This window comes from uncultured Dokdonia sp. (assembly GCF_947492535.1).
In the GTDB taxonomy this organism is placed as follows: domain Bacteria; phylum Bacteroidota; class Bacteroidia; order Flavobacteriales; family Flavobacteriaceae; genus Dokdonia.
The window spans coordinates 187,490-211,943 of the sequence record NZ_CANLNH010000007.1 but is presented as its reverse complement, the minus strand read 5'-3'; the positions used below and the strand labels follow the sequence as shown (position 1 = coordinate 211,943).

The window sequence follows — 24,454 nt, the reverse complement described above, 5'->3', positions numbered from 1 at the left end:
AGAAATTCCTAAAATATTGATTTGTAAAACTCTAAAAAGCGTTTATATTTATACCCTTATAACAAGTGAGGTATAGAGCTGCGCATATTTCTATCTTACACTAACTAGAAGTATATGTTAACCAAAGTTTTTGGTAGCGCAGTGTTTGGTGTAGATGCCACGACCATTACCGTTGAAGTCAATGTAGATAAAGGTATAGGGTATCACCTTGTAGGACTACCCGATAATGCCATTAAAGAAAGTAATTATAGAATCGCAGCAGCGCTTCAGAATAATGGCTATAAAATCCCTGGAAAAAAGATCATTATTAATATGTCTCCTGCCGATATGCGAAAGGAAGGCTCTGCCTATGATCTTACACTTGCCACTGGCATATTAGTCGCTACACAACAGATTAAAGGAGATCGCGTAGAAGAATACATTATCATGGGCGAACTCTCTCTAGATGGCGGGTTACAACCCATAAAAGGTGCCTTACCTATTGCCATTACAGCAAGAGAAGAAGGGTTTAAAGGTTTTATTCTTCCCAAACAAAATGCCAAAGAAGCAGCTATTGTAGATGGACTTTCTGTATATGGTGTCGAAAATATAAGTGAAGTCATAGCCTTTTTTGATAAAGACATTCCATTAGAACAAACAGTCATCGATACCCGAGCCGAGTTTTATAAAAGTTTGGAACATCCAGAATTTGACTTTGCAGATGTCAAAGGACAAGAATCTATAAAACGCTGTATGGAGATTGCCGCAGCTGGAGGACATAATATTATTTTGATAGGACCTCCAGGTTCAGGGAAGACAATGATCTCTAAACGATTGCCCTCGATACTTCCGCCGATGAGTTTGAGAGAGGCCCTTGAAACCACAAAGATTCATAGTGTAGCTGGTCGTGTCAAAAATAATCAAGGATTGATGAGCGAACGACCATTTCGTTCGCCACATCATACGATATCAAATGTTGCATTAGTAGGAGGTGGAAGCTATCCGCAACCTGGCGAAATCTCATTGTCTCATAATGGAGTGTTATTTCTGGATGAACTCCCTGAATTCAAGCGGGAAGTCCTTGAAGTCATGCGTCAACCGTTGGAAGATCGGGAAGTCACGATTTCTCGTGCGCGTTTTACCGTGACGTATCCCAGTAGCTTTATGTTGGTGGCTAGTATGAATCCAAGTCCGGGAGGGTATTTTAATGATCCTGATGCACCTGTGACAAGTAGTCCTGCCGAAATGCAACGCTATTTAGGGAAGGTGAGTGGTCCGTTATTAGATCGTATTGATATTCATATCGAAGTCACACCCGTTCCTTTTGAAAAGTTAAGTAGTGAACAAAAAGCCGAGTCCAGCGTCGAGATTCGGAAGCGGGTAACAAAAGCTAGGGAATTGCAAGTAGTCCGCTTTCGCGAAAGCGAGGCTACCAACTATAACGCTCAGATGAATGTCAAGCAAATCCGAACGTATTGCGCGCTTGATGAGGCCTCAAAAACCTTATTAAAAACTGCCATGGAACGATTGAATCTTTCTGCCAGGGCTTATGATCGTATTTTAAAAGTATCTCGTACAATTGCTGATCTCGCGGGAAGTGAAACCGTCACTGGAACTCATATCAGCGAAGCCATACAGTATCGTAGTTTAGATAGGGATGGATGGTTGGGGTAACTAGAATGAGAACAGGGAGTGATTTTATGATGTTAGGAACAAAATAGTATCTAAGTGTCGATAGGTATTCGCGTTTGATTATTTAGATGAGCACCAATTACAAATTGGCGCTAGCGGAGGGGATAACTATGGAATGGACACCAATATAAACTGGGTCCAACTTGGAGACTGATAATAGTAAATATACTAAGTTAGCTTTCGCGAAAGCGAAATAGGTATGAAATATTAGAGAATAGAAATAAGTAATAAATGATCCTCAATTTAAATAATCAAGAACTCAGAACTTTTGTAATTTGAAGATTTGAGATTTGGAATTTACATCTTTTAAATAGGAAATTATTCATTATCAGCTTTCGCGAAAGCGTATATCAAAAAAACCTTATACAGGCAACGTAAACGAAAATGTACTTCCTACACCTGGTTCGCTTTCTACAGAAATACTACCACCATGGGCTTGTACAATTTTTTTGGTATGCGCTAATCCAATTCCTGTACCTTCATAAGCTTCATCTGGGTGTAAACGCTGAAAAATAGTAAAGATCTTCTCTTGGTGAATTTCTGGAATGCCAATTCCATTATCGGTTACATAAAAAGTATGATAGTACTGATCAGGAAATGCCTCATCTGCGTCTCTTGAATATGTGATCTTAATAATAGGGGAGGTGTCTGCTTTCCTGAATTTCATCGCGTTGGCAAGTAGGTTTTGAAATACCAAGCGTAGTTCTACTTTGGATGCATTTACAGCAGGTAATCGATCAATATGGAATACTACCTGGTTCTTTTTGATAACCGTGGCTAAATCTTTTTGGAGGTCTTCTAAAAGCGCATTGCAATCAACGAGCTCTACATTGGTCATAGCACCTAATTTAGAATGCTGCAATAAGGTTTCTATCAAGGAGCGCATACGCGTACTGGAATCATCCATAAATTCCAGATTTTGTAGTATAGTAGGATCGAGGGTATCTTCAGCATCATCCTTAATAAGCATGATCAAACTAGAAATGGTATTAAGCGGTTCCTTAAGATCGTGACTCGCAATGTATGCAAATTGTTCTAGTTCGGTATTCTTTAACGAGAGCGCTTTGGACTGTTTATTAATCTCTTTATTCTTAGCAGCAAGGGTCGCATTAAGCGCTTGCTTTTTACGATAGTTAATGAAAAAGTAACTCCCTCCTAATAGAAGTAGTCCAACAAGTAAGCCCAACAGCATGTTAATTTTCGTTTTACTCGTAATAATAGATTGTTGGGAGTCTATAGTGGTTTCTGCTGCTGTAATTTGATCGTTTTTTAACGCTAAAATAGAATCTTGTTGTTTAAGCTGTCTTTGGCTTTTTACAATTTGATCCTGTGTACTTTTTGAGAAAGCGATCTGCTCTGTGATTTGTTTTTCTAGTGCCTTTTCTATAGCTACTTTATCTTCATATTTTTGTTCCTGTAATTGGTTGATAGACCATAAGACATCTATAGAATCTAATTGCTTTTCAAACGCTTGTTCTTTAGTTTGTAAACTTTTTTCTTGTTGACTAATAGCATCTTTTTGCGAATTTAAGATGTCTTGTTGGCTTTTCAGCAAGGTGTCTTTTTCTAATAATTCTTTGTCTTTATTGGAAACAATCGTTTTTTCCTTTTCAAGCAATGATTGCGTGTCTTTAAATAAGGCTTTCCATTTCTGTGCGGTACTTACAGCATTTTGAGATAAGGAAGGCGCTATGGTAAAGTTTTCTATAGCAAGTAGAGATTCATTAATCTCATATTCAAAGGAATTACCGACAGATACCATATTAATCATAGAAGCATTATAACTATAGTCTTCAGTAATTAAGAGAATGTTTTTCCCTTTTATAGATTGTAGTATATATGCGATGTCATAATGAAAGCGATTATTTACATAGAGTATTTGAATACTTCCTATATCTTTTACTTTAGAATAGGTGATAACGTTAACAGATTTCCCTCTAATATTTCGCTTTTGAGCCATTGCTTGTAGGTCTATAGTGGTTCTATCGGGACCTAAAACACCAATAGTTACGTCATTAAAGTCAGTGGCGTTTGGCCAGGCTACTTGGTGTGCAATATTATAGATGAAAATAGCACGTTGTAAGCGTTCTACTTGCTTGTTATCTGTATCTTGAGCGTATACGTTGCTTGCATTTTGTAGGCAGAGGAGTACTACAAAAAATATTTTTATGATACTTTTTATTCTCTTTTTGTTTCTCATTACAAACGTAATAATAATTTAGCAAAGAAATTAGAACCGCTTATACCAAACTGCTGTACACGTCTACTATATACAAAACTTCCGTCACTGGTATTTGCCTCATGAGTATGTCTATCAGGAAATACATTGAGAATATTATTACCGCCAATAGTAAAAATAATATTGGTATTGGCTTGATAACTTATCGATGCGTCTGTCACAATTTTTGGTGAGAATACTTGATCTCTAGATTCAATAAGACCAGTAAACTCATTAAGTACCCAATTAGCTGGATCACCATCATCAGGATGTAAAAAAGTAACCTCTCCAAAATAGGTATTCCCTAGTTGTACTTTATATTTATCCCATTCATAAGAGACACTGGAATTGATTTTAAAATTAGGTTGTGCTTTTTCTACACGAGCAATCTCTTCTCTATTAAATAAGACCTCTTCTTGTCCAGTAAGAGATGATGACACCTTGATAGGCCCAACCACTTCTGTTTTTGTAAAATTCCCTGCTAAAGAAACATTAAGCACTCCATTGCCTAGTTGGTCTTTATAAAATGTAGAAAAATCGGCTCCAGCGGTTCTGGAGTCAATCGCATTTGTTAAGAATTGTGCAGCGCCTACATTAAATGGAGCCAGAATATCTTCATATCCTTCAGAAAATCTTCCTGAAAGTACAATTCGGTCTTTGATATTAATAAGATAGAAATCCAGTCCAAATGTAATTTTTGTTCCTAATTTCCCATTTAGCCCCGCACTAAAGTGTCTTGAAGTTTCAGCACTGAGTCGATCAATTCCAAAAGCTTCTCTTGCTACGGCACTTTCATTATTAAATGTACCTACCTGTACAATATTATTATTAATGAATTGTGTGCTAATATTTTGAAAATATACTTGATGTAAAGAAGGAGCTCTAAACCCTTTAGAATAGGCAGCTCTAAAACTAAGATTATCATGTATACTATACCTACTGGCAATTTTGTATACAGCTTGACTACCAAAATCATTTGAAGATTCATAGCGACCTCCCAAGCGAACTAAAAAACGGTCGGTTAAATTGGCATCTACATCAATATACCCTGAAGAGTTACTTCTAAATCGATTTAACTCATTTTCAGGTTGTATCCCAGGAAATACTTGCGCTCCGGGAATACGAGGTCTTTCTTCTCCGTTAGCATCAATAAAAGTAGCACCACCATCTATAAAGGATGCTTCTTCTCCAGCAATAATTTGATAATTCTCAACACGTAATTCAGCACCAAAAGCGAGATTCACTCCTTTAAAATAATCAAGTGGTTTTGAGATATCTAAATTGGTGGTGTTTTGATGATACGAAAAACCTCCAGAATAAAAGGTGCGAGGTGATGCAATCCCTAAAGATGCATTGTTTGAATTATTAATAGTATAATCTATTCTGTTGTTTCCAATAGTGTGACTAAAATCAATATTAAAGCCATTTTTAACCCCTTTAATACCTACAACTACGGCATCATCTTGAATATCGGTTAATATTTCTGGCGAAAAACCATTTGGAAAAAGTGATAACACAACTCGATCTTCATCTTTTGGAAATCGATAAAACCCTTTTGCTTTTCCTTCTCTATAATTCCTGCCTCCATGTAAATAAATAGTAGCATTAGGAGACATTTTAAATTCGCCATTAAAATAAAGTGCCAGGTTTTGCGTTTCTGCATTTCCAATCTCCATAACCTGTCTGTCATCATATCCTGTTTGGTTAAAGAAATCATTCTCTTCAATCAACAAGGCATCTTCAATAGGATCATCACTGTATACATTACCGGTATAATTACCAGCTCTATTCGTTGCATTTCTATTTCTATATTCTGCAGTTACATTTACAAAACCATTTGCTCCTAGTTTTAAGCCGAAATTTCCAGAAGAATAATTCTCAAAACCATCGCCTTCACTGTTAATAAGAAGTCTATTGTCAATATCAATAACTTCGGTTTGTTTCTTTAGAATAATATTAATTACACCAGCAATTGCATCAGATCCATATTGTGATGTTGCTCCTTCTCGTAAGATTTCAATACGCTCAATAGTAGCAAGTGGGATAGCATTAAAATCAATGCCTACACTCCCTCTACCTACGGTACCGTTAACATTTAGTAGCGAACTACTATGTCTACGCTTTCCGTTAATAAGTACCAATACCTGATCAGGACCTAAACCACGTAAGGTAGCAGGGTCTATATGATCTGTACCATCTGCAATGGTTTGATGTGTAGAATGAAAAGAAGGTACCAAATAATGTAATACCGTGCTTAATTCTAATCCAGCTGCATTTTCTAGCATTTGAGGCGTAATAATATCAACAGGAGAGGAGGTGTTTAAACCAGAGATGGGTTGTCCTCGTGTACCAATACTTATGGGTTGATCTATAGAAAAACCAGTTTGTAATAAAAAATCAAGTTGCACAGTTTCACCTACCTTAACAGAAGCCTCTTTGGAGTCTGTTATGTACATCACAAAACTTGCATTGATGATATACGTACCCTCATCCACTGAAAATTCATACATCCCATTTACATCTGTAGTAGTAACTAGGGTAGTACCTTCAATACTCACTGTCGCTCCAGGAAGTCCTCCAAATTGATCAGAAATAGTACCCGTGATAGTTGCTCTTGTTTGTGCAAAGGTTGTCGTTACAACTAATAACGTACATAGTAATAACAAACTTCTTATGTAGCGGGTAAAGAGTGTAGATTTACAAGCGTAACAATGAATAGAAAACATAGGAGTTTAATATATAAAAAAGGGGGGTTGAACGTAGGGTGTCAGTATAAACTATTATATATTATCTAAATGTTTTAAATGTCTTTTCAAAATGTAATGTGTCAAGTCAGATGGTGGTATATGTAGCTTCATAGTATATTGTTGGGCATTGATTATACACATTAGATTCTTTTTGTTTCTTTCTAAAATGAATGTCGTAGTCATTTTGTAGTGTAGGGAACACAATGAATCTATTTCTGCATTAATTAGCGCAAGTTAAAGATAAGTTAATTTATGCGATTTAAAAGAGAAATAAATCATCAATGTTAATTAGCAATATCGATAAAGTGATCAATAATACCGATAAAGTATTTGTTTCTAGGTAGTTTTGTAAACTTAAAAATAGTTTATAGTTATATTGACAAGTCATTCTAAATTATAAAGGTTCTATATACGCTTTCGCGAAAGCGTACGTAGCAGCAATACTTTAATAACAGAATTTCTATTCGATGACTTCGTTATTCTGTATGTGAATGGTTTGTAAGGTTCTTGGGCCAATTTTTATATTGTAACGACTAGTTTCAAGTCCTAGTGTTAGTTCATATACTTCGTGATTTTTATTAAAAACAACAACAGCAATAGAACCATCTATATTTTTTGCAGCAGTATAGATAAGGTCGTTTACTTCACTTCCTTCCAATCCAATTCTGATAGCATTAGGGCGGATAAACTTACTAAAGTGACTCAATAAATAATAAAGAGGGGTATAGATCACTTCATCGGTCACAGGATTAATGAGCACAGGCGCGCTATTAAAATTATCATACGGATTGGGTTGGCCAAGATGACTCAAGATCATACACCATTCTACATAGCCTTGAGCGCCATGATTTATATCTGTAATGATATCATAGGCATAGGTGTCAAATGGGACAAACGTACCAGCATAATCGGTACTCTCTCTCCAATACTGATTGATTGGATCATTGGCATCAATATCTATACTGGATTCTGTATGGATCATTCCTTTATTGGGCCATTTTGTACGTAGCGTATCCAATGTGGCTGCATGCCAATTATTTTTATCCAGTTCAGAACTGGCATACCAATGAAAAGCAGTTCCCCATGCATATTTAGAAGCTTCTGGATCTTCATAGGTTACAGTTACATAATCATTCATGGTCGATTTATTATGATCATAAATTAATACACGCAATCCAGCGTCTAAATCGTTAAGCTTTATATGTCCGTCTTTAACGAGTTCAGGACCTAGATGATCACGTAAAAAGTCACGTCCTTGTTCAGGTGTAAAACCATTGCTATCCCAACGTGCATCATGCGCATGTAGTGGTTCGTTTTGTGGAGTGATTCCCCAGATAGGTATTCCTTGCTCTTTATACGCACTTACATACTTTGATAGATATTTTGCCCAAAGTCCATAATATTTAGGCTGTAATGAACCATTTGTCATTGTAGCAGTTTCTCCAGATTTCATCCAAGAAGGAGGACTCCATGGAGATGCAATAATTTTGAAGTCGGCATCAGGAATGTTGGAAGCTTCTAAGATCATTGGAATCATATCATAGGTAGGTGTGACCAACTCAATACCGCGAACTTGATTATTCTCATCACCAGAAAACCCTTTCATATCTTCATATATACTGAACGTAGAAAGGTTTTCATCTCCATCTTCAACATACGTATAATGACCGTTTGAGTAATCGCTACTATTAATATGTGTTCTGGTCAGTGAAAATCCAGCACCTTCTGTAGGACTAAAGATGTTGGTAAGTACTTCTTTACGGGTATCTTCAGGAATCGTCGCCAAATTCCACGCTGAAGATTCGGTAAACGAAGCACCAAATCCGTAGTATGTTTGAAATTCCTGATCAGGTAATAATTGTAAAGCAACCTTTTTTCCTTCAGATAAAGCAGTGTTTGTAGTAGTATCTGAGATACGTTTGAGATTATCTCCTGCATGTGATGTTTGATACACAGTAACAATATGATCCTGATATGGAGTTTTAGGGGAGCAACAAATACTTATTGTGGATGCAACAAGAATGAGTATCCTTGTCATTTTAGGAATGTAGAACCGAATAATGAATGTGTATATATCTATCATGAGTAACTTCAAGAGTTTCTGCATCTAATGTAGCAAATACAAACTGGATAGAAAATGGTGTAGGATTTTTAGGTTACTAAGTATTGTTTTTAGGTACTTCTGTAAGAGTGATCAACACTTTTTAGTTTAAAATATCACCTAATATTTTTTGGATCTTAAATAAATTCTCCTAAATGATTTAAGCCATTTAGGAGAATTCTGTGATTTCACTTATGGTAAGTTAATAACTTCACATTCACATACGTGAAAGTTCCAACTTGTTCCTTCAGAACATGGAATAAAAGGAGTGCAAAGTCCTATACCTCCTTGAGTGTTTTTTTGTTCTGCAGTGCTTAATTTTTGAGCATTTTTTAAGTTTAAAATATCTTTTAACATAAATAATTGTTTTTATTAATTATAAATTTCTTGATCATTTATAGACATTCAAGTGTTTGTCTAAAATTTCTTTTCGCGATTGGAAATTTATTTTTAATCATAACTTATATCTTTCTAATGATGAATTAAAAAGAATATTTATTTGGATTAAATACTCTGTAAAACTAGAAGTAAAAAAATTCTACAATAGTTCGTCCCAATTAAATGTGCTGGTTTTAAACAAAAAATATAAATTTTATATGGAAATATGATTTTGTCCCAAACGTAATAGGGACGGAAAAGTATATTATTGAGATGAATAGGTTTATACTGTATTATTCACTAAAAGAAAAAATACAATATATAGTTGTAGTTACCTTTAATAAAGATATAAATTCCCATATCCAATATAAACCTCACATCAATCCACTGAAACTACTGTAAGAAAACACTCTGTAGTTGTTGACAATGAGTATTTTAAAGTATCTTTAAAGAGAATACCATTCAAAATAGCACAACAATGAAAACAAAATTTGGATTTACCTCACTTACTGTTTCTGAATTTGAACGATGGATACAACAACAAAAGATTGCACGTACGGTCTTATTTATTCAAGAGCATCATACATTTTCGCCAAGCTATATACACTTTAAAGGTGACAATCATTTTGACTTACAACGCGGTATGAAAAATCACCACGTAAATAATAATGGATGGAGTGATATAGGACAACACCTCACAATTTTTCCAGATGGAAAAATTATGACAGGTAGAAGTCTAGAAAGATCTCCCGCTTGTATACTTGGAAATAATAAACATGCTGTTTGTATAGAAAGTGTAGGCTTTTTTGACAAAGGAAAAGATGAGATGACGTCAAAACAACAAGAGAGTATTATCAGAGTAACGGCAGCATTATGTAAACGGTTTAATGTTCCAGTATCTACAGATAGAATTGTATATCATCATTGGTTTGATCTAAATACAACAGCACGTACTAATGGAACTGGGTCTACAAAAAGTTGTCCCGGAACTAATTTCTTTGGAGGAAATACAGTGACAGCGTGTGAACAGCACTTCTTACCACTTATAAAAAGTGCCATAGGTAATGAGGTCATTACAGGGATAATTTCTTCTGCACAAGGCTATGGATATGTAACTGCCGATGTTTTAAATATACGAAGTGGTGCCAAATCATCATTCACTAAAATAGGAGAAACAACACTAGGTGCTATTGTTCGTATTTATGAGGAGAAAAATAATTGGTACAGAATCTCAGAAAACAATCAGGAGTGGGTCTATGGTAATTATGTGAAAGATGTAAAAAGGGCTACCGTAAATGCCAATGTGTTAAACGTTCGTAGCGGACCTTCTACGCGATTTCATGTGGTAGGGTCTGTAATTAAAAATCAAGAAGTCTTCGCCTATGAAGAAAAAGATAATTGGTCACAGATCAGTTTGGATGAACAATGGGTGTCTAATAAATTTTTAGATTTTACTTCTTAATTTTTTTTCAATCGTTATAGCGCGGTTATACAATATATAGCGATGAATATGAAAATAAGAATAACGCTTTTATAGTGGTTATTTTATGTTTTATACATCTCCTTTACATTTGAGGCGATAGTTACTTACATGTCTAATCTTATTTTTATACATGGATACATTAGTACACATATTTCTATTAAAAAAATAGAGATAATGGGGGTATTAGAAAAGAGGAAATTGTGGTGCATTTCCTCTTTTTATGTTTTAAAGAATGTTCATGTTTCTTAGTTTCTAAGGTCTAAGTGTTTAATTTTCAGTAAACCCGTATTTATACGGGTATTTTCTTTTAACTATTCTTTTACATTTGGATTACAAATCATTAGAGGTGTCTCAACCTCATTAACCAAATATCTGTTAAATCTGAAAATCATGAAATTATTCAAACATTTATGTTGTTTGCTATTATTGACAATTTGTCTGATAGCTTGTAAAAAAACAACAAAATCTGACTATGAAACCTCCGTTGAAGGTGCTAACGTAGAAAAGAATGCAGTGACTATAGCGACAAGCTTTCCTAAGCCCAATATAGGATGTAAAGAAGTACCTGAAAGTTGGTTCTCTGGAAACGTACCAACGCCAGATCCAAGTTCTATTAATAAAAATTCTACGAATTGTGATTTTCACTTATTGTCATGGCAATACTTTCTGTGGTTAACAGAAGAAGTAAATGGACAACTTCGTTTTGAAACCATGTTTACCAATAAAGCCATCACTCCTGAGTATAAGAACGATACTTACCATGTTCTTGATGTGGTAGAACAAGCCCTTTCTAAAGGAATGCTTGTAGATCAAAATGGAAGAGCTGTATACAGTAGTATCATTATTGATAGTGTATTCCAAAACTTTGTATTAAAGAATAAGTTGTATGATAGAGAAACTATGGCTGCATTTGACCCTAATACGGGATTTCCTCCAGGTTCTTTATCACTTAAAACCTCTTGGAAAATTGTGCAAGAAGGAGAAGACACTTCAAAGCTCTATACACAAAAATCAGATATAGAACTCCTAACAATGGTAGATGGTCAGCCTAGAATTGATAAAGACAATCCTCAAATTCAAACTGATGTAGAAGTAGCTCTGGTAGGACTTCATATAGCGTTTGTTCCCGATGGACATGACGAGTTTGTTTGGGCCACGTTTGAGTTTGATGGAAATGCACCTGATTTCCCAGAAAATGTAGGGTTAAATACCCCTGTATCTCCAAAAGACTGGTTATTGTATGCAGCTAATACAACCGCAAGAGATGTAAATACAGATAATGCGGGTATTTTAAAATTTGCAGATCAAAGTAAACAAACGCTTACACCTATTACACAGGTTGCAAGACAATATAAGAATGGTGGGGGCACTCCTAAAAATCAAACGCATATCATGAATTTGAATGCGAGTGTAAAAGAACAATTAACTAAGAATAACTCCATATGGAAAAACTACTTTGAAGTAGGAGCTATTTGGTTTAATAACCCTGATTTATTAAAGCCTAATTGGAATCCTAATGTGGTAGACTCTATACTAACAGGTTCTTTACAACTCTCAAACTCGACCATAGAAACCTTTACACAAAAAATAGTTTCAGAAAATGAATGTTTTAGTTGTCATAATACACAGGCAGTGACTGATGTACCTCCTACTTTAGAAATGTTAGGTGGTAAAAATATCAATCTAAGTCATGTGCTGTTAAAGAATTATATAGAAGGAACTGAAGCACCGCCTACAAAACCTGAAAACAACTAATAACCACCTAGAAATAAGACAATCATGAAAACAAGTTTAAGAATACATCCAGCAATAGGGTTTGCCAGAGTAGGAAACAGTAAAGAATATTATCTAGGTCCAGAAACAATGGCAGCTTCACCTATAGAAGGTTCCGTTATTAGAGGGGGACTTCCTATACAGCCAGGTACAGAATCTACACCTATTACAAGTGCAGACATACGTGATGCAGAAGGGAAACTAAAAAGACAGGCCGCACGTTTTAAAATATACCAATATACAACAGAAGGAGATTCAATTACCTACCCAACTCCAGGAGGGAAGGAAGTCGTTATAGGATCTGAAGTAGATGGAAAAAAAGTAGTTGACATCATTTGGACGACACATCTTGCTAATAAAAAAGCAAATTGTTGGGAAATAGATGAAGAAGCAAATGAAGGGATTGCATTGTATGAAGGGGGAAATACACCCCCTTTACGTAATCTAAATTATAAGTCTGCTCAAGATCCAGCAGATCCAATACGATTAAAAGAATTGGTTATTGATGCAGGGCCAAGAGCTATTATGGCAAGTAAGGGAAGTACCGCAATTCCTTTTGATAAGCAAACACAAGCGAGTTATTATAACCAAACATCAGGAACGATAGAGACACAAGCTTCATATCCTATTCAGTTTCCGTTTTCAGATGGAACTGGTGATAATGGAAGTGATCCAATCACATATTTAGGAGAAATCCTAACCGAGCCTAATGGTCGATTATTAGTGTTAGGAGGTCACGGACTTGCCTGTGCATTTAATAATGAAGGAGAATTTGATGCTAGTCAAGCATTATGTAAAGATGTAGATAATGATAATTGGATCGATGATACTTCAGATGGTCCTGTCACTGCAGTTTTAGTGTTTGATGATGGTAGTAAACAGCCCATAGACGGAAGTGCTTGGATTGTCTCTACAGATCCTTCGTATGCACCACAAACATTGAATGTTGTTTCTTTATGGGATGATGTCTATAATACATGGTTAGAAAACTTCAATTTACAACCAGAAATATATAGTAATGGAAAGTATAACGATTCCTATAAACCGTATTTTGAAGATGATGTATTCCCGACATTAAATGCAGCACACATGCAAATGTGGAATACCAATTTACCAAGTAACGCAATTGCTGCTCATAAAAACATGAGTAACTTAACTTCAGAAAAGCCTAGTATTGACGTGATGCAATTCATAAGAAATCCTGATGGATCTCAAAATGAAGTTGGTGCTCCTTTAATGCCATTATCTTTAGGAGATGCAGCGCAAAGTTTTTTAACGCTTTCAGAGCAACAGTATTTTTTCTTAGATAAATGGAATAGTGGGATACATAGTGATGCACCTACAGTGATGGCAGGCCCAGGAGAGCAATTAGACAAAACAATTTTAGTGAACTGTTTAGGAGGGAGATTTAGTCCGGGAATTGATTTAACGTTCATTGTCCGTGATGTAAATCTCTATAACAAGAATTGGACAAATCCCGCGGTAGGACCTTTTAGAATCAATGCAGAGGTATTCGATTATTCTAAAGCTCAAAAAGACCAACCTTTCTTAGGAGTAGGATACACGCCGTTACGACCATTCTTAGTAGAACCTGGCGATTTATGTAAGTTTATGGCAGTACCTTGGCATACAGATTATAACTCATGTGCAACACATACGCCAGATCCTAATCCAGGAGGCTCGGTGACTGATAGCAATGTATTTAAAGGAACTGTTAATACTACGTTGTTTTGGTCATGGCCTGCACAACGTCCTGTAGCTGTATATACTTTTGAAGATTTGATGGCAAATACCAATAAAGGAGAACTTCCAGAGCAGCGATACTCTGTTAGAGGCGAAGGTACTGCTGCTCAAGAGCAATTATCTTCACCAGGATGTCCGTTTTCAGGATCATTTGATTCTAAAGCAATGAATGTAGGACGTTATCAGGACCGAAGAAATATTCTTACGAATTGGATGCGTATTGGTACGATAATTCAAGGACCAGCCATTGAAGGATATCCAGACGATTTTGATAAAGATTACTACCTTGAGGTAGAAAGTCTATTTGAAAAAGATGAGAGTAACAAAGTGATTTTCTGGCCTAATACAGTGTCAGATAATGTATTCCCTCCAGAAGATTAATTTTTGAAAGAAAAAGGAACACATAAGATCGTAATTATAGGCGCAGGACCCGCAGGGTGTTCCTGCGCTATTTCATTACTAAATGCAGGCATTCAGGAAGTAACGATCATAGATAATTCTAAAGGTGGTAAATTTCATATAGGAGAAAGTATTCCACCGGATATGAATCTTCTTTTAAAACAATTAGGCATCTACGAGTCTTTCTTAAAAGAAGAACACGAGCCTTGTTATGGGAGCTGTTCCTATTGGGGAAGTCCGTTGCGAGGGTACAATGATAGTATGCTAAGTCCACACGGACATGGTTGGCATCTAGATCGATCAAAATTCAATCAGTTTCTGGTAGATGAAAGTCTAAAAAAAGGAGCGAAAATTATAACAGAGGCCACCTATTTAGGGGCTCATAAAATGGATGTTGGATATCAACTAGAATATCAAAAACGGCAAGAAGATAAAAAAACATTAGAAGCAGATTTTGTAGTAGATGCTACAGGAAGTAGAGGTGTTTTTGCAGCAGATCGCGGATCATACAAAATCCAAGGAACTTCTTTGATGTGTGTAGGTCTTCGATTTAAAAATAAAGGACAACGAGAAGTTTCTAAACTCACGCATTTAGAATCGGTTGAGTACGGATGGTGGTATGCGGCTAGAATCCCAGGAGAATACTTGCTAGTTACTTTTTATACAACGGCTGCCGTTGTAAAAGCGTTAGGATTACACGATCTTAAAAGTTGGATTCATCTCTTGGCAGAGGCTCCCAATACATGGGACTTACTTGCTCAAATGGAACCTGTCGAAAATAAAGTACGCGGCTTTAATGCGGCTTCTTTTTGCTTAAATACAATGACAGGTAACGATTGGTTAGCCATAGGTGATACTGCAGCGACCTATGATCCTATTACATCTCAAGGCATCACAAAAGCAACGATGCAAGGAGCTAGGGCAGCAGAAATTATAGCGTATTATCTACAAGGTTCAAAAGAGGCACTCAACCAATATGAAAAGGAAGTAAAAGCCCAATATGAATATTATCTAACCTCACGTAGTTATTTTTATAAACTCGAGAAAAGATGGCCGGAGAGCCCTTTCTGGAAAACCATGCAGGCAGAAGAAGTATTGGAAAATATCCAATAATTAGTTTTTAAAATTGATGTTTGAAAAGGGGAATGCTGTTTTATACGCTTTCGCGAAAGCGTATACTCAATTATAAAAATTTTGCTGTGTTATTTTTTATACATTAGTTATCTGTAATCATAACCGATCACTAGATGTTAAAACTCTTCAATAGAAAAAAAATAACGATTCATTCAATTTCAATACCTGATTTTGGATGGACACAAGGGAAAAATGATAAAAATATCCAGCAATGGATACATCCAGATAAGGGTACTGTAGTTTCCATTAACTTTTTCAATAAAAAACCAGATTTGCCTACTATGAATGATATTCATAGTCTTAGAGCCTTTTATAGAGACCAATTAGCAGCGCATAAAGGAGGGTTGATTCAAGTAGATTTCGTTGACTTAAAAGGGTATAAAGCAATTAAAACGATATTTAAAATCCCTCAGCAACCTTCTGGCGTTGTCTACCTAGCTTCCTTTACAATACCTTTTGAAAAATTCAGTTTTGTTATAAAAATTCAAGCGCCTGAAATTGGGATGACAGGAATGAGAGACAGTATCATTGCCGAAAAATTACTTAGGGAAAATAAAATAGCTATAGGAGATACTGGATATAAAAATTGGTTTAAAGACCCTTATGGATTAGAAATTAATACAAATACCCTAATGAATAAATCTGAGGAAGCGCACTATGATATTAAGTTTCCAGAGCATCCTTTAAGTCAGGCAAGAAATATATTAAAGCAAATTGAATCCGAAATTGAATTTGAAGATGCTTTTGAAAAGAGTTCTACCTTTAAACGATAATAGCAGAAACAACTGACATATAAAACATAATATAGAGGCAATCTATGAAAAAAAAATATTCTATCTCTGGTCCAGGTGTACTTATTGCAGCAGCATTTATTGGGCCGGGTACAGTCACTACCTGTACTATAACAGGTGCCTCTTTTGGGTTTACCTTATTATGGGCAATGGTGCTTTCTATTATAGCAACTATTGTATTGCAAGAAATGGCTGCTCGTATAGGGCTTGTGACTAATACGGGTCTTGCGACAGTGATACGATCGCAAATTAAAAACCCAACAGTACGGATACTCGCTATTCTTTTAATATTAAGTGCGATTGTGATAGGAAATGCAGCTTATGAAGCGGGAAATATAAGCGGAGGTGTATTAGGTATCAAAGCATTGGGTGCTTCGGGTGTTGTTGAGGTAGGATCTTTGACGTTTAATGGTTGGAGTATTGGGATAGGAATACTCGCAGCTATCATTCTCTATATAGGGAGTTATAAACTATTAGAGCGCATTTTAGTAGGGCTGGTATTATTTATGAGTATCGCCTTTTTAATTACGGCCATTGCTACAAAACCAGATATTATTGCTGTTATAAAAGGAAGTTTTGTTCCTTCGTTTCCAGACGAAAGTATTCTTACCATTATTGCCTTGGTAGGAACTACCGTAGTGCCTTATAACTTATTCTTACATGCGTCTTTAGTGACTGAAAAATGGAAAGGAACAGATGATCTTCCTGTTGCCAAAAAAGATACGATTGTCGCAGTTACTTTAGGAGGTCTTGTATCGATGGCGATCATTATATGCGCAGCTGCAATACAAGGACAAGATATTTCTAATGCCGCCGATCTCGCTAAGAGTTTAGAGCCATTGTTTGGAGAATATGCTCGTTATTTTGTGGGCGTAGGTCTTGCAGCAGCTGGATTAACATCTGCGATTACAGCACCACTAGCAGCAGCTTATGTGGTACAAGGGTGTTTAGGATGGGATAAAAATATCAAGTCTACGAAATTTAGGTTGGTTTGGGGTGGTATCTTACTTTTAGGAATCTTCTTTTCATCACTTAGCTATAGCCCTATAGATATTATAAAATTTGCCCAAGTTGCCAATGGAATTCTATTACCAATCATTGCAGGCTATTTGATCTGGATGGCAAATAAAAAACAACTTTTAGGAAGGTATACAAATACCAAATGGCAAAACATACTCAGTATTATCATTTGGTTTATCGTCTTTGGATTAGGAATGCGAAGTATTTTTAAGGTATTTGGTTTGATATAAATGAGTTCAATGTACAAGATAGATTTGAATAGTGATGTTGGGGAAGGTGTAGGAAATGAAGCGCAACTGCTTCCTTTATTGAGTTCGTGTAATATTGCTTGCGGAGGTCATGCAGGTGATACAATGACTATTCAAAGTACCATAGAACTTGCTATACAACATCAGGTAAAAATAGGGGCACATCCTGGCTATCCAGACAAAGAAAATTTCGGTAGACAAATACTTGATATAACCCCTTCTGATCTCCGAAAGAGCCTCACAGATCAGATTGTGACTGTGAAAGATTTCGCCGAAAGGCAGCATCAAAAATTACATCACGTAAAGGTACACGGCGCCTTATATAACCTTGCCTCTGTAGATGTTTCTATAGCAAGACTGATTATAGACGTCGTTAAAGAAATAGATGATCAGTTGGTTATATATGTTCCCTATCAATCAGTTATTCAAAAAGAAGTAAAAGACGTATTGCAAACCAAGATCGAAGGTTTTGCAGATCGCAGATACAATAGCGATTATACATTAGTGAGTAGATCGTTGCCAGATGCTGTAATTCATGATGCGAGTGATGTGCTTGCTCATATCATTCCGATGATTACTGCGCAAGAGCTCACGACAATTACTGATATGGTGCTGCCATTTCATATAGATACGTTATGTGTGCATGGGGATACGCCTACAGCATTTCAAATTCTAAAAATGATTCATCAAGGTCTGAAAGATCATCAAATACAGGTGTGTTAATGCAGTATCAAGAGGTTCATATTTTTAAATTAGGAGAAAATGCATGGAGCTTGCAATGGCAATCTTCCCCTTCTAGAGAATTATTGCAGTTTTTACTAGCCGTAAAGGAAAACCTACAAAAAGAATTTGACGCAGAAATTATTCATACATATACAGAGATTTTATTGAAACGAGTGCGAGGAGCGTTTCTTTCGGATGCGGTTTTAGAAGTCCGCTTTCGCGAAATTATTAAAAGCACAACCCCTCTTAGTGACCAAAAAGCCAACATTCACCGTATTCCTGTTTGTTATGAATCTTCGTTTGGCGAGGATTTGGAATCGTATCTAAAAGCGATATCATTGACATTAGGTCAATTAATAGAACTCCATACGAAACCTTTATATACCGTATATTTTATGGGATTTTTACCAGGTTTTCCTTATTTGGATGGACTCGATGAACGTTTGTATATAGAACGGAAATCAGTTCCATCGCAAAGAGTTAAAAAAGGAAGTGTTGCCATAGGAGGGAAGCAAACAGGGATTTATCCTCAAGATAGTCCTGGAGGGTGGTACACGATTGGTCATAGTCCAATAACACTATTTGATGTTTCTAAACAACAACCTTCTCCATGTGTAGCAGGTGATTATATTAGATTTTATGCTATTGATGCTACAGAACATACACTTTTAAAAGAGCAAAATGAGATAGAATGTGTATTTCCAATAACAGAAGTCTATGGAGGATAGTATTTGTATACTGCGCACAGGTTTCTACACAAGCATTCAGGACGAAGGACGCTTTGGATATGCACATTTAGGAATTCCTGAGAGTGGCGCCATGGATAAAAAAGCCATGCAACTCGCAAATAGACTTGTCAATAATTCCCTAGATGCTACTGTGCTAGAATATACATTAGTTGGACCTTCTATTCAGTTTCATTGTGAAAGACATTTTGTGATTACTGGCGGGACTACAGTAGCTCGATTAGGTTCAAAGATCATTAAAAACAATGTTATTTATAGAGCACGTGCAGGTGATGTCTTAGAAATCAATAAAATAACAGAAGGCTGCCGAGGATATATTGCGATTGCTGGCGGATTACAATTACCAGATGTATTAGAAAGTAAAAGTATGTATATACCTATTACTGATATAGCAACCGTAGAAAAAGAAATGCACATCTCTATAGGCATATCTACCTATGGAACCCTAAAAGGGGCTCGCCTGAAGATTGAAAATAAATCACAAATCACTTCCTATATACAAGAAAATACACTCAACGTATACAGAGGCCCTGAATATGAGCTTTTAGATATAGAATTTCGCAATTATATAGCAACATCATCATTTACAGTTTCGAATCTTTGGAATCGAATGGCAGTACAATTAAAAGAAACCATAACACATTCAATTCCATCTATTACAACTGGACCAGTTATACCGGGAACGATACAACTAACACCTTCTGGGCGCATGATGATCTTGATGAAAGATTGTCAAACTACAGGCGGATACCCACGTATATTACAACTTTCTGAAAATGCTATCTCTATTTTGGCTCAGAAAAAACAAGATGATAACATCTCTTTCTTACTTAGTGGTCCGTATAGAAGTGTGTTCCATGACGGTGTCACTGAGTAATTGGATAACATCTCCTTTTCCTAGAAGTTCTTCGGTGCGTGTTGCTTCTTCTTTAAGTTCACGATGAGATGAGATAGCATCCCATAAGTTATGGATATAGTCTGCATAATCTGCTTCGTGATTCCATTCTGCAATTCCTAGACGTTTTCCTTTGGCATATAGTTTTCTGATGTTAAGTTTGCAAAATGTAAGAGTAGATGGCATAACAATAGGTCTAGGTGTAAGTAATCTTTCTGAGTGTGAGGCTTTTCCCATAATTAAAATCTTTTAATATCGCTTGTTTATTGATCTTCGTAAGAATTTTAGTATAAATTCGTAAGAATTTTATGGCTAAATTATACAGGAAGACCGTAATAGAAATACGTATTTTTACCCGTTTTTATATAAATCTTCTTGCAGAACGAGTTATATTTTCCTACTTTCATAACTTAACTTAAACTATTTACATTATGGCAAAGCCAGAAAAATGCATCACGCCCCAAGATGCTGAAAAATTATTTACGCATTGGAGTAAAACACGGGGAGAAACGCTTAGAGAGAGTTTGGGGGAACACGATACGTGTGAATTTAAGCTCGACATTTCAGAATTACGAGAATATTTAGATTACGTAGAAGAAGAATCTAAAAAACAAGGAATCACAAACCCAGGACTACGTTTGTACTTTGGAGCTTATGATGCATCAAAATCGAATAAAACTACTTTTTTCTTAGCACCTACCAAAGAAAAAACACTTAGTAGAGGAGGAGATGATGATGACGATAATAATTACGATATTGATGCTTGGAATAGACATCAAGGAGGGTGGCCACCAAATATTTATAATCCATAAATATTAATGAATGATAACAAATTACTTTAGTAATTATTTACCATTAGTTATAGAAATTGTGGCAGCCTTGGTTGCCACAATTACTCTTATAATATTCAAAAAAAATCAAAACTTACATAAGAATTTATTATATCTAACTGTATACCTATGGTTTGTAGTGTTAGTTGAAAATACAGGACTTTACTCTACATACATTTGTGATAACGGTTATGATGAGTATGGTTTTTTTATGAATAACCCTGATTTAACTCATAACTATTGGTTGTATAATATATACAGTATTCTTACATATTCTTTTTTTGTAATATTTTTTTTTAAACAATTTGGGAGCATTCAATTAATGAAAAAAGTAAAGTTAACTTTATTATTTTTTTTAATTTTCAGTATGTTCTATATGTTATGGACTGGTATTTTTATTGAGGGCTACTCTAAATTTATAGAATTATTAGGTTTAGTTCTCTTTTCTATAAGTATTGGATATTATTACTATAAATTACTTACTTCTAATCAGGTTTTATTTATTGGTACATCATTCCCTTTTTTTATATCTATATCCACCCTTCTTTTTTTTTTAACAATGACACCACTCTTTATAAGTAGTGAGTTTATTAAATTAAGCGAAACTGTTTTTACTGAATATTATAGAATAATTAGTACCTATGCTAATTACTTCCTATACGGAATGTTTATATTTGGTATTGTAAAATGTTATTGGTTCAACAAATCTCAAAACACGAAGTTCTCCTTGTCGTCTACTTTATCATAGTAGTCGTAGTTCTTGTTTTTCTATTTATTCTCTTCTTTTACACCTTCCAACGTCGTAAAAACAAACTACTTATCGAAAAAGTAGTGGCTCAAAAAGAATATGAAAGTGCGCTTGTACAAGTAGAAAATGAAATCCAAGAAGCCACGCTTAAAAACGTAGGTATGGAATTGCATGACAATGTGGGTCAACTCCTCTCGGTGGCTAAAATGCAATTGCGATCAGGACTCATGCTACTTCCTGAAGATAAAAAAGAAACATTTACAGAAGCATTAGAAACGGTAGATTTAAGCCTGATAGAAGTTCGTCAACTCTCTAAAACCGTTAATGGTGAGGTGCTTGCAAACATGGATTTACAAGATGCCATACAAGTAGAAATAGATCGCATCAATCGTTTTTCACATACCAATTCTACACTTACCGTTAGCGGTGACCCTATTTTTGTAGGAGAACGAGAAAAAATTATTATATTTAGAATAGTGCAAGAGTGCTGTAGTAATGTCATTAAACATGCAGATGCAGAACACCTTGTGATTGATATATCGTATAAGGAGGAGCATCTTCATATTTTTATAAAAGACGATGGCATAGGATATAACACTCAAAATAATAAATTAGGTTCTGGGCTTATTAATATGCAACGTAGAGCAGAGATGATTCATGCACAACTCGTAGCACATAGTAAACAAGGACATGGAACAGAAATAACATTAACCTACCAACCACCCCTGCATGAAACCGCTCAAAGTAGCCATCGTTGATGATCACATCCTTTTCGCGAAAGCTTTAAAAACATTAGTTTCAGGTTTTGAAGATACCTATGTTGTTTTTGTAGCTAAAAACGGAAGAGAGTTTATAGAGTATTTGAAAAGTGATAATGAGCAACCAGATGTTGTCTTATTAGATGTACGTATGCCTATTATGAATGGGTTGAGCACTATGGCATGGATTAAAGACAATTGTCCAGATATCAATGTCATTGCGATCACCATGGAAGATGATGAAGAAACCATTTCTAATATGATTTTCTTCGGGTGTAAAGGATACCTCCTTAAAGATGTAGAACCAGCACAACTCAATGCTTCTATTGTGAGAGCTAGTAAAGGAGAATTTATATACAATGAAATTGTAGATAGAGACCTTCATAAAAAAGCATTAAATGGTATTTCAGAAGAAAAAGAAGCAGAAGTGAGTAACCACAGAAAGTTTCAACTAAAAGAAACAGATCAAGAGTTTTTAAACTATCTATGTGGCACAGATTTAGGCTATAAAGAAATTGCAGCAAAAATGCACTTAAGTCCTAAGACTATAGAAAATAGACGCGCAGAGTTGTTTCGAAAATTAGGTGTTTCTTCTAGAGTAGGCGCTGTGATTTATGTCATGAAACATAATCTCATTGTACAATCATAACCAACGTAACAAAAACCTTAATATGTTGTTTTTCCCTTTATAAGGGGCATATCTAATAGGGATATCTAGCCAGTTTCCTTTTTTGACAATGGCTTTTGCATGGCTAAATGTAAGAAAGGTATGCTTTCCATGATACCCACCTATACCACTATGTCCTACACCACCAAATGGTAAAGCTTCATTAACAAATTGGATCACAGTATCATTTACAGCTCCACCTCCAAAAGAAAAACGTGTTAAAAACCAATTTGAAAAAGACCGCTTTCGCGAAAAAATATACCCAGATAATGGCTTCTCATAACGGGAAATGATGCGCTCAATATCTGCCTTTGTTTGATATGGTATTACGGGTAGAATAGGACCGAAAATCTCATCCTCCATCACAAAACTATCCAAAGAAGGATTGTCAATAACAGTAGGTGCTATAAACAATGCATCACGATCTGTTTGCCCTCCCATCACAATAGACACTCCTTCGAGCATCTTAGCAAGCCTATCAAAATTCTTTTCATTAATAATTCGAGCAAAATCAGGTGATGTCTTTACATCAGTACTATAAGCACTTTTTATTTCCTTTTTTAAAGCTTCTAAAAAAGAAGTTTTAATAGAAGATTCAATCAATATATAATCAGGAGCAATACACGTTTGCCCTGCATTTAAAAACTTTCCCCATACAATACGTTTTGCAACTAATGAAACATTGACAGAGTCATCAATTACACAAGGATTTTTACCTCCTAATTCAAGTGTTGTAGGTGTTAAATGCTTAGCAGCGGCTTTCGCCACAATTTTACCTACCAAAACACTCCCTGTAAAAAAAATATAATCCCATCGTTGTGCAAGTAATTCTGTAGTTTCAGGAATAGCACCTTGTACGACAGCAACATGGTCAGAAGGAAATACTTCTTGAATAATAGTATCTAATATATGACTCGTTGCAGGCGTAAGCTCACTAGGTTTAAGGACGACTGTGTTTCCAGCCGCAATAGCGCCAATAAGTGGCGTTAATGCTAATTGATATGGATAATTCCAAGGCGCAATAATAAGTGTCGTCCCATAAGGTTCATAATAGATATAATCCCTAGCAGGAAAATTAAGTAAAGACCCTTTTACTTTTTTAGGACGTGCCCAAAATTCAAGCTGTTTAATGGTAAGTTGTAATTCTCGTACTACAATACCAGTTTCACTAGACATACTTTCATAAAGAGGTTTCTTAAAATCAGAAAACAAAGCTTCATGAATTTTTTCTTCATGTTTTTTTACACTTTTATATAATTGTTTTAAAGCCTGTAAACGTAGCTGTATAGGTTTTGTCTTGCCAGTAGTAAAATAGGCACGTTGCGAATTAATAAGATGGGGGATATTCAACATATATTTTTTACAAAAATAAGTACATTTT

The 24,454-nt window shown here is 35.5% G+C and carries 19 protein-coding genes; 13 read left to right on the top strand and 6 right to left on the bottom strand.

The genetic code is table 11. The annotated features are described in order from the left end of the window. Positions 1-114 precede the first annotated feature (114 nt). On the top strand, positions 115-1,653 hold the full coding sequence (locus tag Q1A60_RS11695; RefSeq protein WP_299765790.1) for a YifB family Mg chelatase-like AAA ATPase: 1,539 nt from the start codon (positions 115-117) through the stop codon (positions 1,651-1,653). A 379-nt stretch (positions 1,654-2,032) separates the two neighbouring features. On the opposite strand, the gene Q1A60_RS11690 is transcribed toward Q1A60_RS11695, so the two are convergent. The 4 genes from Q1A60_RS11690 to Q1A60_RS11675 all read right to left on the bottom strand — a co-directional run bounded on the left by Q1A60_RS11690 (position 2,033) and on the right by Q1A60_RS11675 (position 9,094). Beyond that, a complete protein-coding gene (locus tag Q1A60_RS11690; RefSeq protein ID WP_299765788.1) occupies positions 2,033-3,871 on the bottom strand; it encodes a YfiR/HmsC family protein in 1,839 nt (612 codons plus the stop codon). Beyond that, positions 3,871-6,555 carry a TonB-dependent receptor gene (locus tag Q1A60_RS11685; RefSeq protein ID WP_299765785.1) on the bottom strand — a complete coding sequence of 895 codons (2,685 nt, stop codon included), beginning with the start codon at positions 6,553-6,555 and terminating at the stop codon, positions 3,871-3,873. Before Q1A60_RS11685 ends, Q1A60_RS11690 begins: the two co-directional genes overlap by 1 nt. Before the next feature lie 541 nt (positions 6,556-7,096). Continuing rightward, on the bottom strand, positions 7,097-8,719 hold the full coding sequence (locus Q1A60_RS11680; protein WP_300007741.1) for a glycoside hydrolase family 30 protein: 1,623 nt from the start codon (positions 8,717-8,719) through the stop codon (positions 7,097-7,099). A 210-nt stretch (positions 8,720-8,929) separates the two neighbouring features. Then, the gene (locus Q1A60_RS11675) at positions 8,930-9,094 is read right to left on the bottom strand and encodes a hypothetical protein (RefSeq protein ID WP_299765781.1); all 165 of its coding nucleotides are present in this window, start codon (positions 9,092-9,094) and stop codon (positions 8,930-8,932) included. 499 nt (positions 9,095-9,593) lie between these two features. On the opposite strand from Q1A60_RS11675, the gene Q1A60_RS11670 reads away from it, so the two are divergent. From Q1A60_RS11670 to Q1A60_RS11630, 9 genes are all read left to right on the top strand, one after another. After that, entirely contained in the window at positions 9,594-10,577 is a 984-nt protein-coding gene (locus tag Q1A60_RS11670; RefSeq protein WP_299765779.1) for an SH3 domain-containing protein, read from the top strand. Positions 10,578-10,988: 411 nt separating this feature from the next. Continuing rightward, a complete protein-coding gene (locus tag Q1A60_RS11665; protein ID WP_299765777.1) occupies positions 10,989-12,353 on the top strand; it encodes a hypothetical protein in 1,365 nt (454 codons plus the stop codon). 24 nt (positions 12,354-12,377) lie between these two features. Then, positions 12,378-14,495 (top strand): LodA/GoxA family CTQ-dependent oxidase, encoded by a 2,118-nt coding sequence (locus Q1A60_RS11660; protein ID WP_299765775.1) that lies wholly within the window; start codon positions 12,378-12,380, stop codon positions 14,493-14,495. 3 nt (positions 14,496-14,498) lie between these two features. Further along, a complete protein-coding gene (locus Q1A60_RS11655; protein WP_299765773.1) occupies positions 14,499-15,626 on the top strand; it encodes a tryptophan 7-halogenase in 1,128 nt (375 codons plus the stop codon). A 134-nt stretch (positions 15,627-15,760) separates the two neighbouring features. Then, entirely contained in the window at positions 15,761-16,420 is a 660-nt protein-coding gene (locus Q1A60_RS11650) for a hypothetical protein (RefSeq protein WP_299765771.1), read from the top strand. Positions 16,421-16,464: 44 nt separating this feature from the next. Beyond that, positions 16,465-17,688 (top strand): Nramp family divalent metal transporter, encoded by a 1,224-nt coding sequence (locus Q1A60_RS11645; RefSeq protein WP_299765769.1) that lies wholly within the window; start codon positions 16,465-16,467, stop codon positions 17,686-17,688. A gap of 9 nt (positions 17,689-17,697) precedes the next feature. Beyond that, on the top strand, positions 17,698-18,429 hold the full coding sequence (pxpA, locus tag Q1A60_RS11640; RefSeq protein ID WP_299765767.1) for a 5-oxoprolinase subunit PxpA: 732 nt from the start codon (positions 17,698-17,700) through the stop codon (positions 18,427-18,429). Beyond that, positions 18,429-19,157: an allophanate hydrolase subunit 1 gene (locus Q1A60_RS11635; protein ID WP_299765764.1), complete on the top strand. Its 729-nt coding sequence runs from the start codon at positions 18,429-18,431 to the stop codon at positions 19,155-19,157. Before pxpA ends, Q1A60_RS11635 begins: the two co-directional genes overlap by 1 nt. Further along, a complete protein-coding gene (locus tag Q1A60_RS11630) occupies positions 19,147-20,052 on the top strand; it encodes a biotin-dependent carboxyltransferase family protein (RefSeq protein WP_299765762.1) in 906 nt (301 codons plus the stop codon). Before Q1A60_RS11635 ends, Q1A60_RS11630 begins: the two co-directional genes overlap by 11 nt. Here the strand turns inward: Q1A60_RS11630 and Q1A60_RS11625 are convergent. Then, entirely contained in the window at positions 20,002-20,307 is a 306-nt protein-coding gene (locus Q1A60_RS11625; protein WP_299765760.1) for a hypothetical protein, read from the bottom strand. The two genes, Q1A60_RS11630 and Q1A60_RS11625, sit on opposite strands and share 51 nt — an antisense overlap. A 194-nt stretch (positions 20,308-20,501) precedes the next feature. Here Q1A60_RS11625 and Q1A60_RS11620 point away from each other — a divergent pair, with 194 nt between their 5' ends. The 3 genes from Q1A60_RS11620 to Q1A60_RS11610 all read left to right on the top strand — a co-directional run bounded on the left by Q1A60_RS11620 (position 20,502) and on the right by Q1A60_RS11610 (position 23,055). Next, the gene (locus tag Q1A60_RS11620; RefSeq protein WP_299765758.1) at positions 20,502-20,882 is read left to right on the top strand and encodes a hypothetical protein; all 381 of its coding nucleotides are present in this window, start codon (positions 20,502-20,504) and stop codon (positions 20,880-20,882) included. Between the two features lie 711 nt (positions 20,883-21,593). Further along, positions 21,594-22,406, top strand: coding sequence for an ATP-binding protein (locus Q1A60_RS11615; protein WP_299765756.1), 813 nt, complete (start codon positions 21,594-21,596; stop codon positions 22,404-22,406). Continuing rightward, on the top strand, positions 22,378-23,055 hold the full coding sequence (locus Q1A60_RS11610; RefSeq protein WP_299765754.1) for a response regulator transcription factor: 678 nt from the start codon (positions 22,378-22,380) through the stop codon (positions 23,053-23,055). Before Q1A60_RS11615 ends, Q1A60_RS11610 begins: the two co-directional genes overlap by 29 nt. Here the strand turns inward: Q1A60_RS11610 and Q1A60_RS11605 are convergent. Further along, positions 23,050-24,426: an aldehyde dehydrogenase gene (locus tag Q1A60_RS11605; protein WP_299765752.1), complete on the bottom strand. Its 1,377-nt coding sequence runs from the start codon at positions 24,424-24,426 to the stop codon at positions 23,050-23,052. The two genes, Q1A60_RS11610 and Q1A60_RS11605, sit on opposite strands and share 6 nt — an antisense overlap. Positions 24,427-24,454 lie beyond the last annotated feature (28 nt).

Bases quoted from the DNA above. Each gene is read 5' to 3' on its own strand.
- Q1A60_RS11695 (WP_299765790.1), top strand. From the start codon at position 115: ATGTTAACCAAAGTTTTTGGTAGCGCAGTGTTTGGTGTAGATGCCACG.
- Q1A60_RS11690 (WP_299765788.1), bottom strand. From the start codon at position 3,871: ATGAGAAACAAAAAGAGAATAAAAAGTATCATAAAAATATTTTTTGTA.
- Q1A60_RS11680 (WP_300007741.1), bottom strand. From the start codon at position 8,719: ATGATAGATATATACACATTCATTATTCGGTTCTACATTCCTAAAATG.
- Q1A60_RS11675 (WP_299765781.1), bottom strand. From the start codon at position 9,094: ATGTTAAAAGATATTTTAAACTTAAAAAATGCTCAAAAATTAAGCACT.
- Q1A60_RS11670 (WP_299765779.1), top strand. From the start codon at position 9,594: ATGAAAACAAAATTTGGATTTACCTCACTTACTGTTTCTGAATTTGAA.
- Q1A60_RS11665 (WP_299765777.1), top strand. From the start codon at position 10,989: ATGAAATTATTCAAACATTTATGTTGTTTGCTATTATTGACAATTTGT.
- Q1A60_RS11660 (WP_299765775.1), top strand. From the start codon at position 12,378: ATGAAAACAAGTTTAAGAATACATCCAGCAATAGGGTTTGCCAGAGTA.
- Q1A60_RS11650 (WP_299765771.1), top strand. From the start codon at position 15,761: ATGTTAAAACTCTTCAATAGAAAAAAAATAACGATTCATTCAATTTCA.
- Q1A60_RS11645 (WP_299765769.1), top strand. From the start codon at position 16,465: ATGAAAAAAAAATATTCTATCTCTGGTCCAGGTGTACTTATTGCAGCA.
- pxpA (WP_299765767.1), top strand. From the start codon at position 17,698: ATGTACAAGATAGATTTGAATAGTGATGTTGGGGAAGGTGTAGGAAAT.
- Q1A60_RS11635 (WP_299765764.1), top strand. From the start codon at position 18,429: ATGCAGTATCAAGAGGTTCATATTTTTAAATTAGGAGAAAATGCATGG.
- Q1A60_RS11630 (WP_299765762.1), top strand. From the start codon at position 19,147: ATGGAGGATAGTATTTGTATACTGCGCACAGGTTTCTACACAAGCATT.
- Q1A60_RS11625 (WP_299765760.1), bottom strand. From the start codon at position 20,307: ATGGGAAAAGCCTCACACTCAGAAAGATTACTTACACCTAGACCTATT.
- Q1A60_RS11620 (WP_299765758.1), top strand. From the start codon at position 20,502: ATGGCAAAGCCAGAAAAATGCATCACGCCCCAAGATGCTGAAAAATTA.
- Q1A60_RS11610 (WP_299765754.1), top strand. From the start codon at position 22,378: ATGAAACCGCTCAAAGTAGCCATCGTTGATGATCACATCCTTTTCGCG.
- Q1A60_RS11605 (WP_299765752.1), bottom strand. From the start codon at position 24,426: ATGTTGAATATCCCCCATCTTATTAATTCGCAACGTGCCTATTTTACT.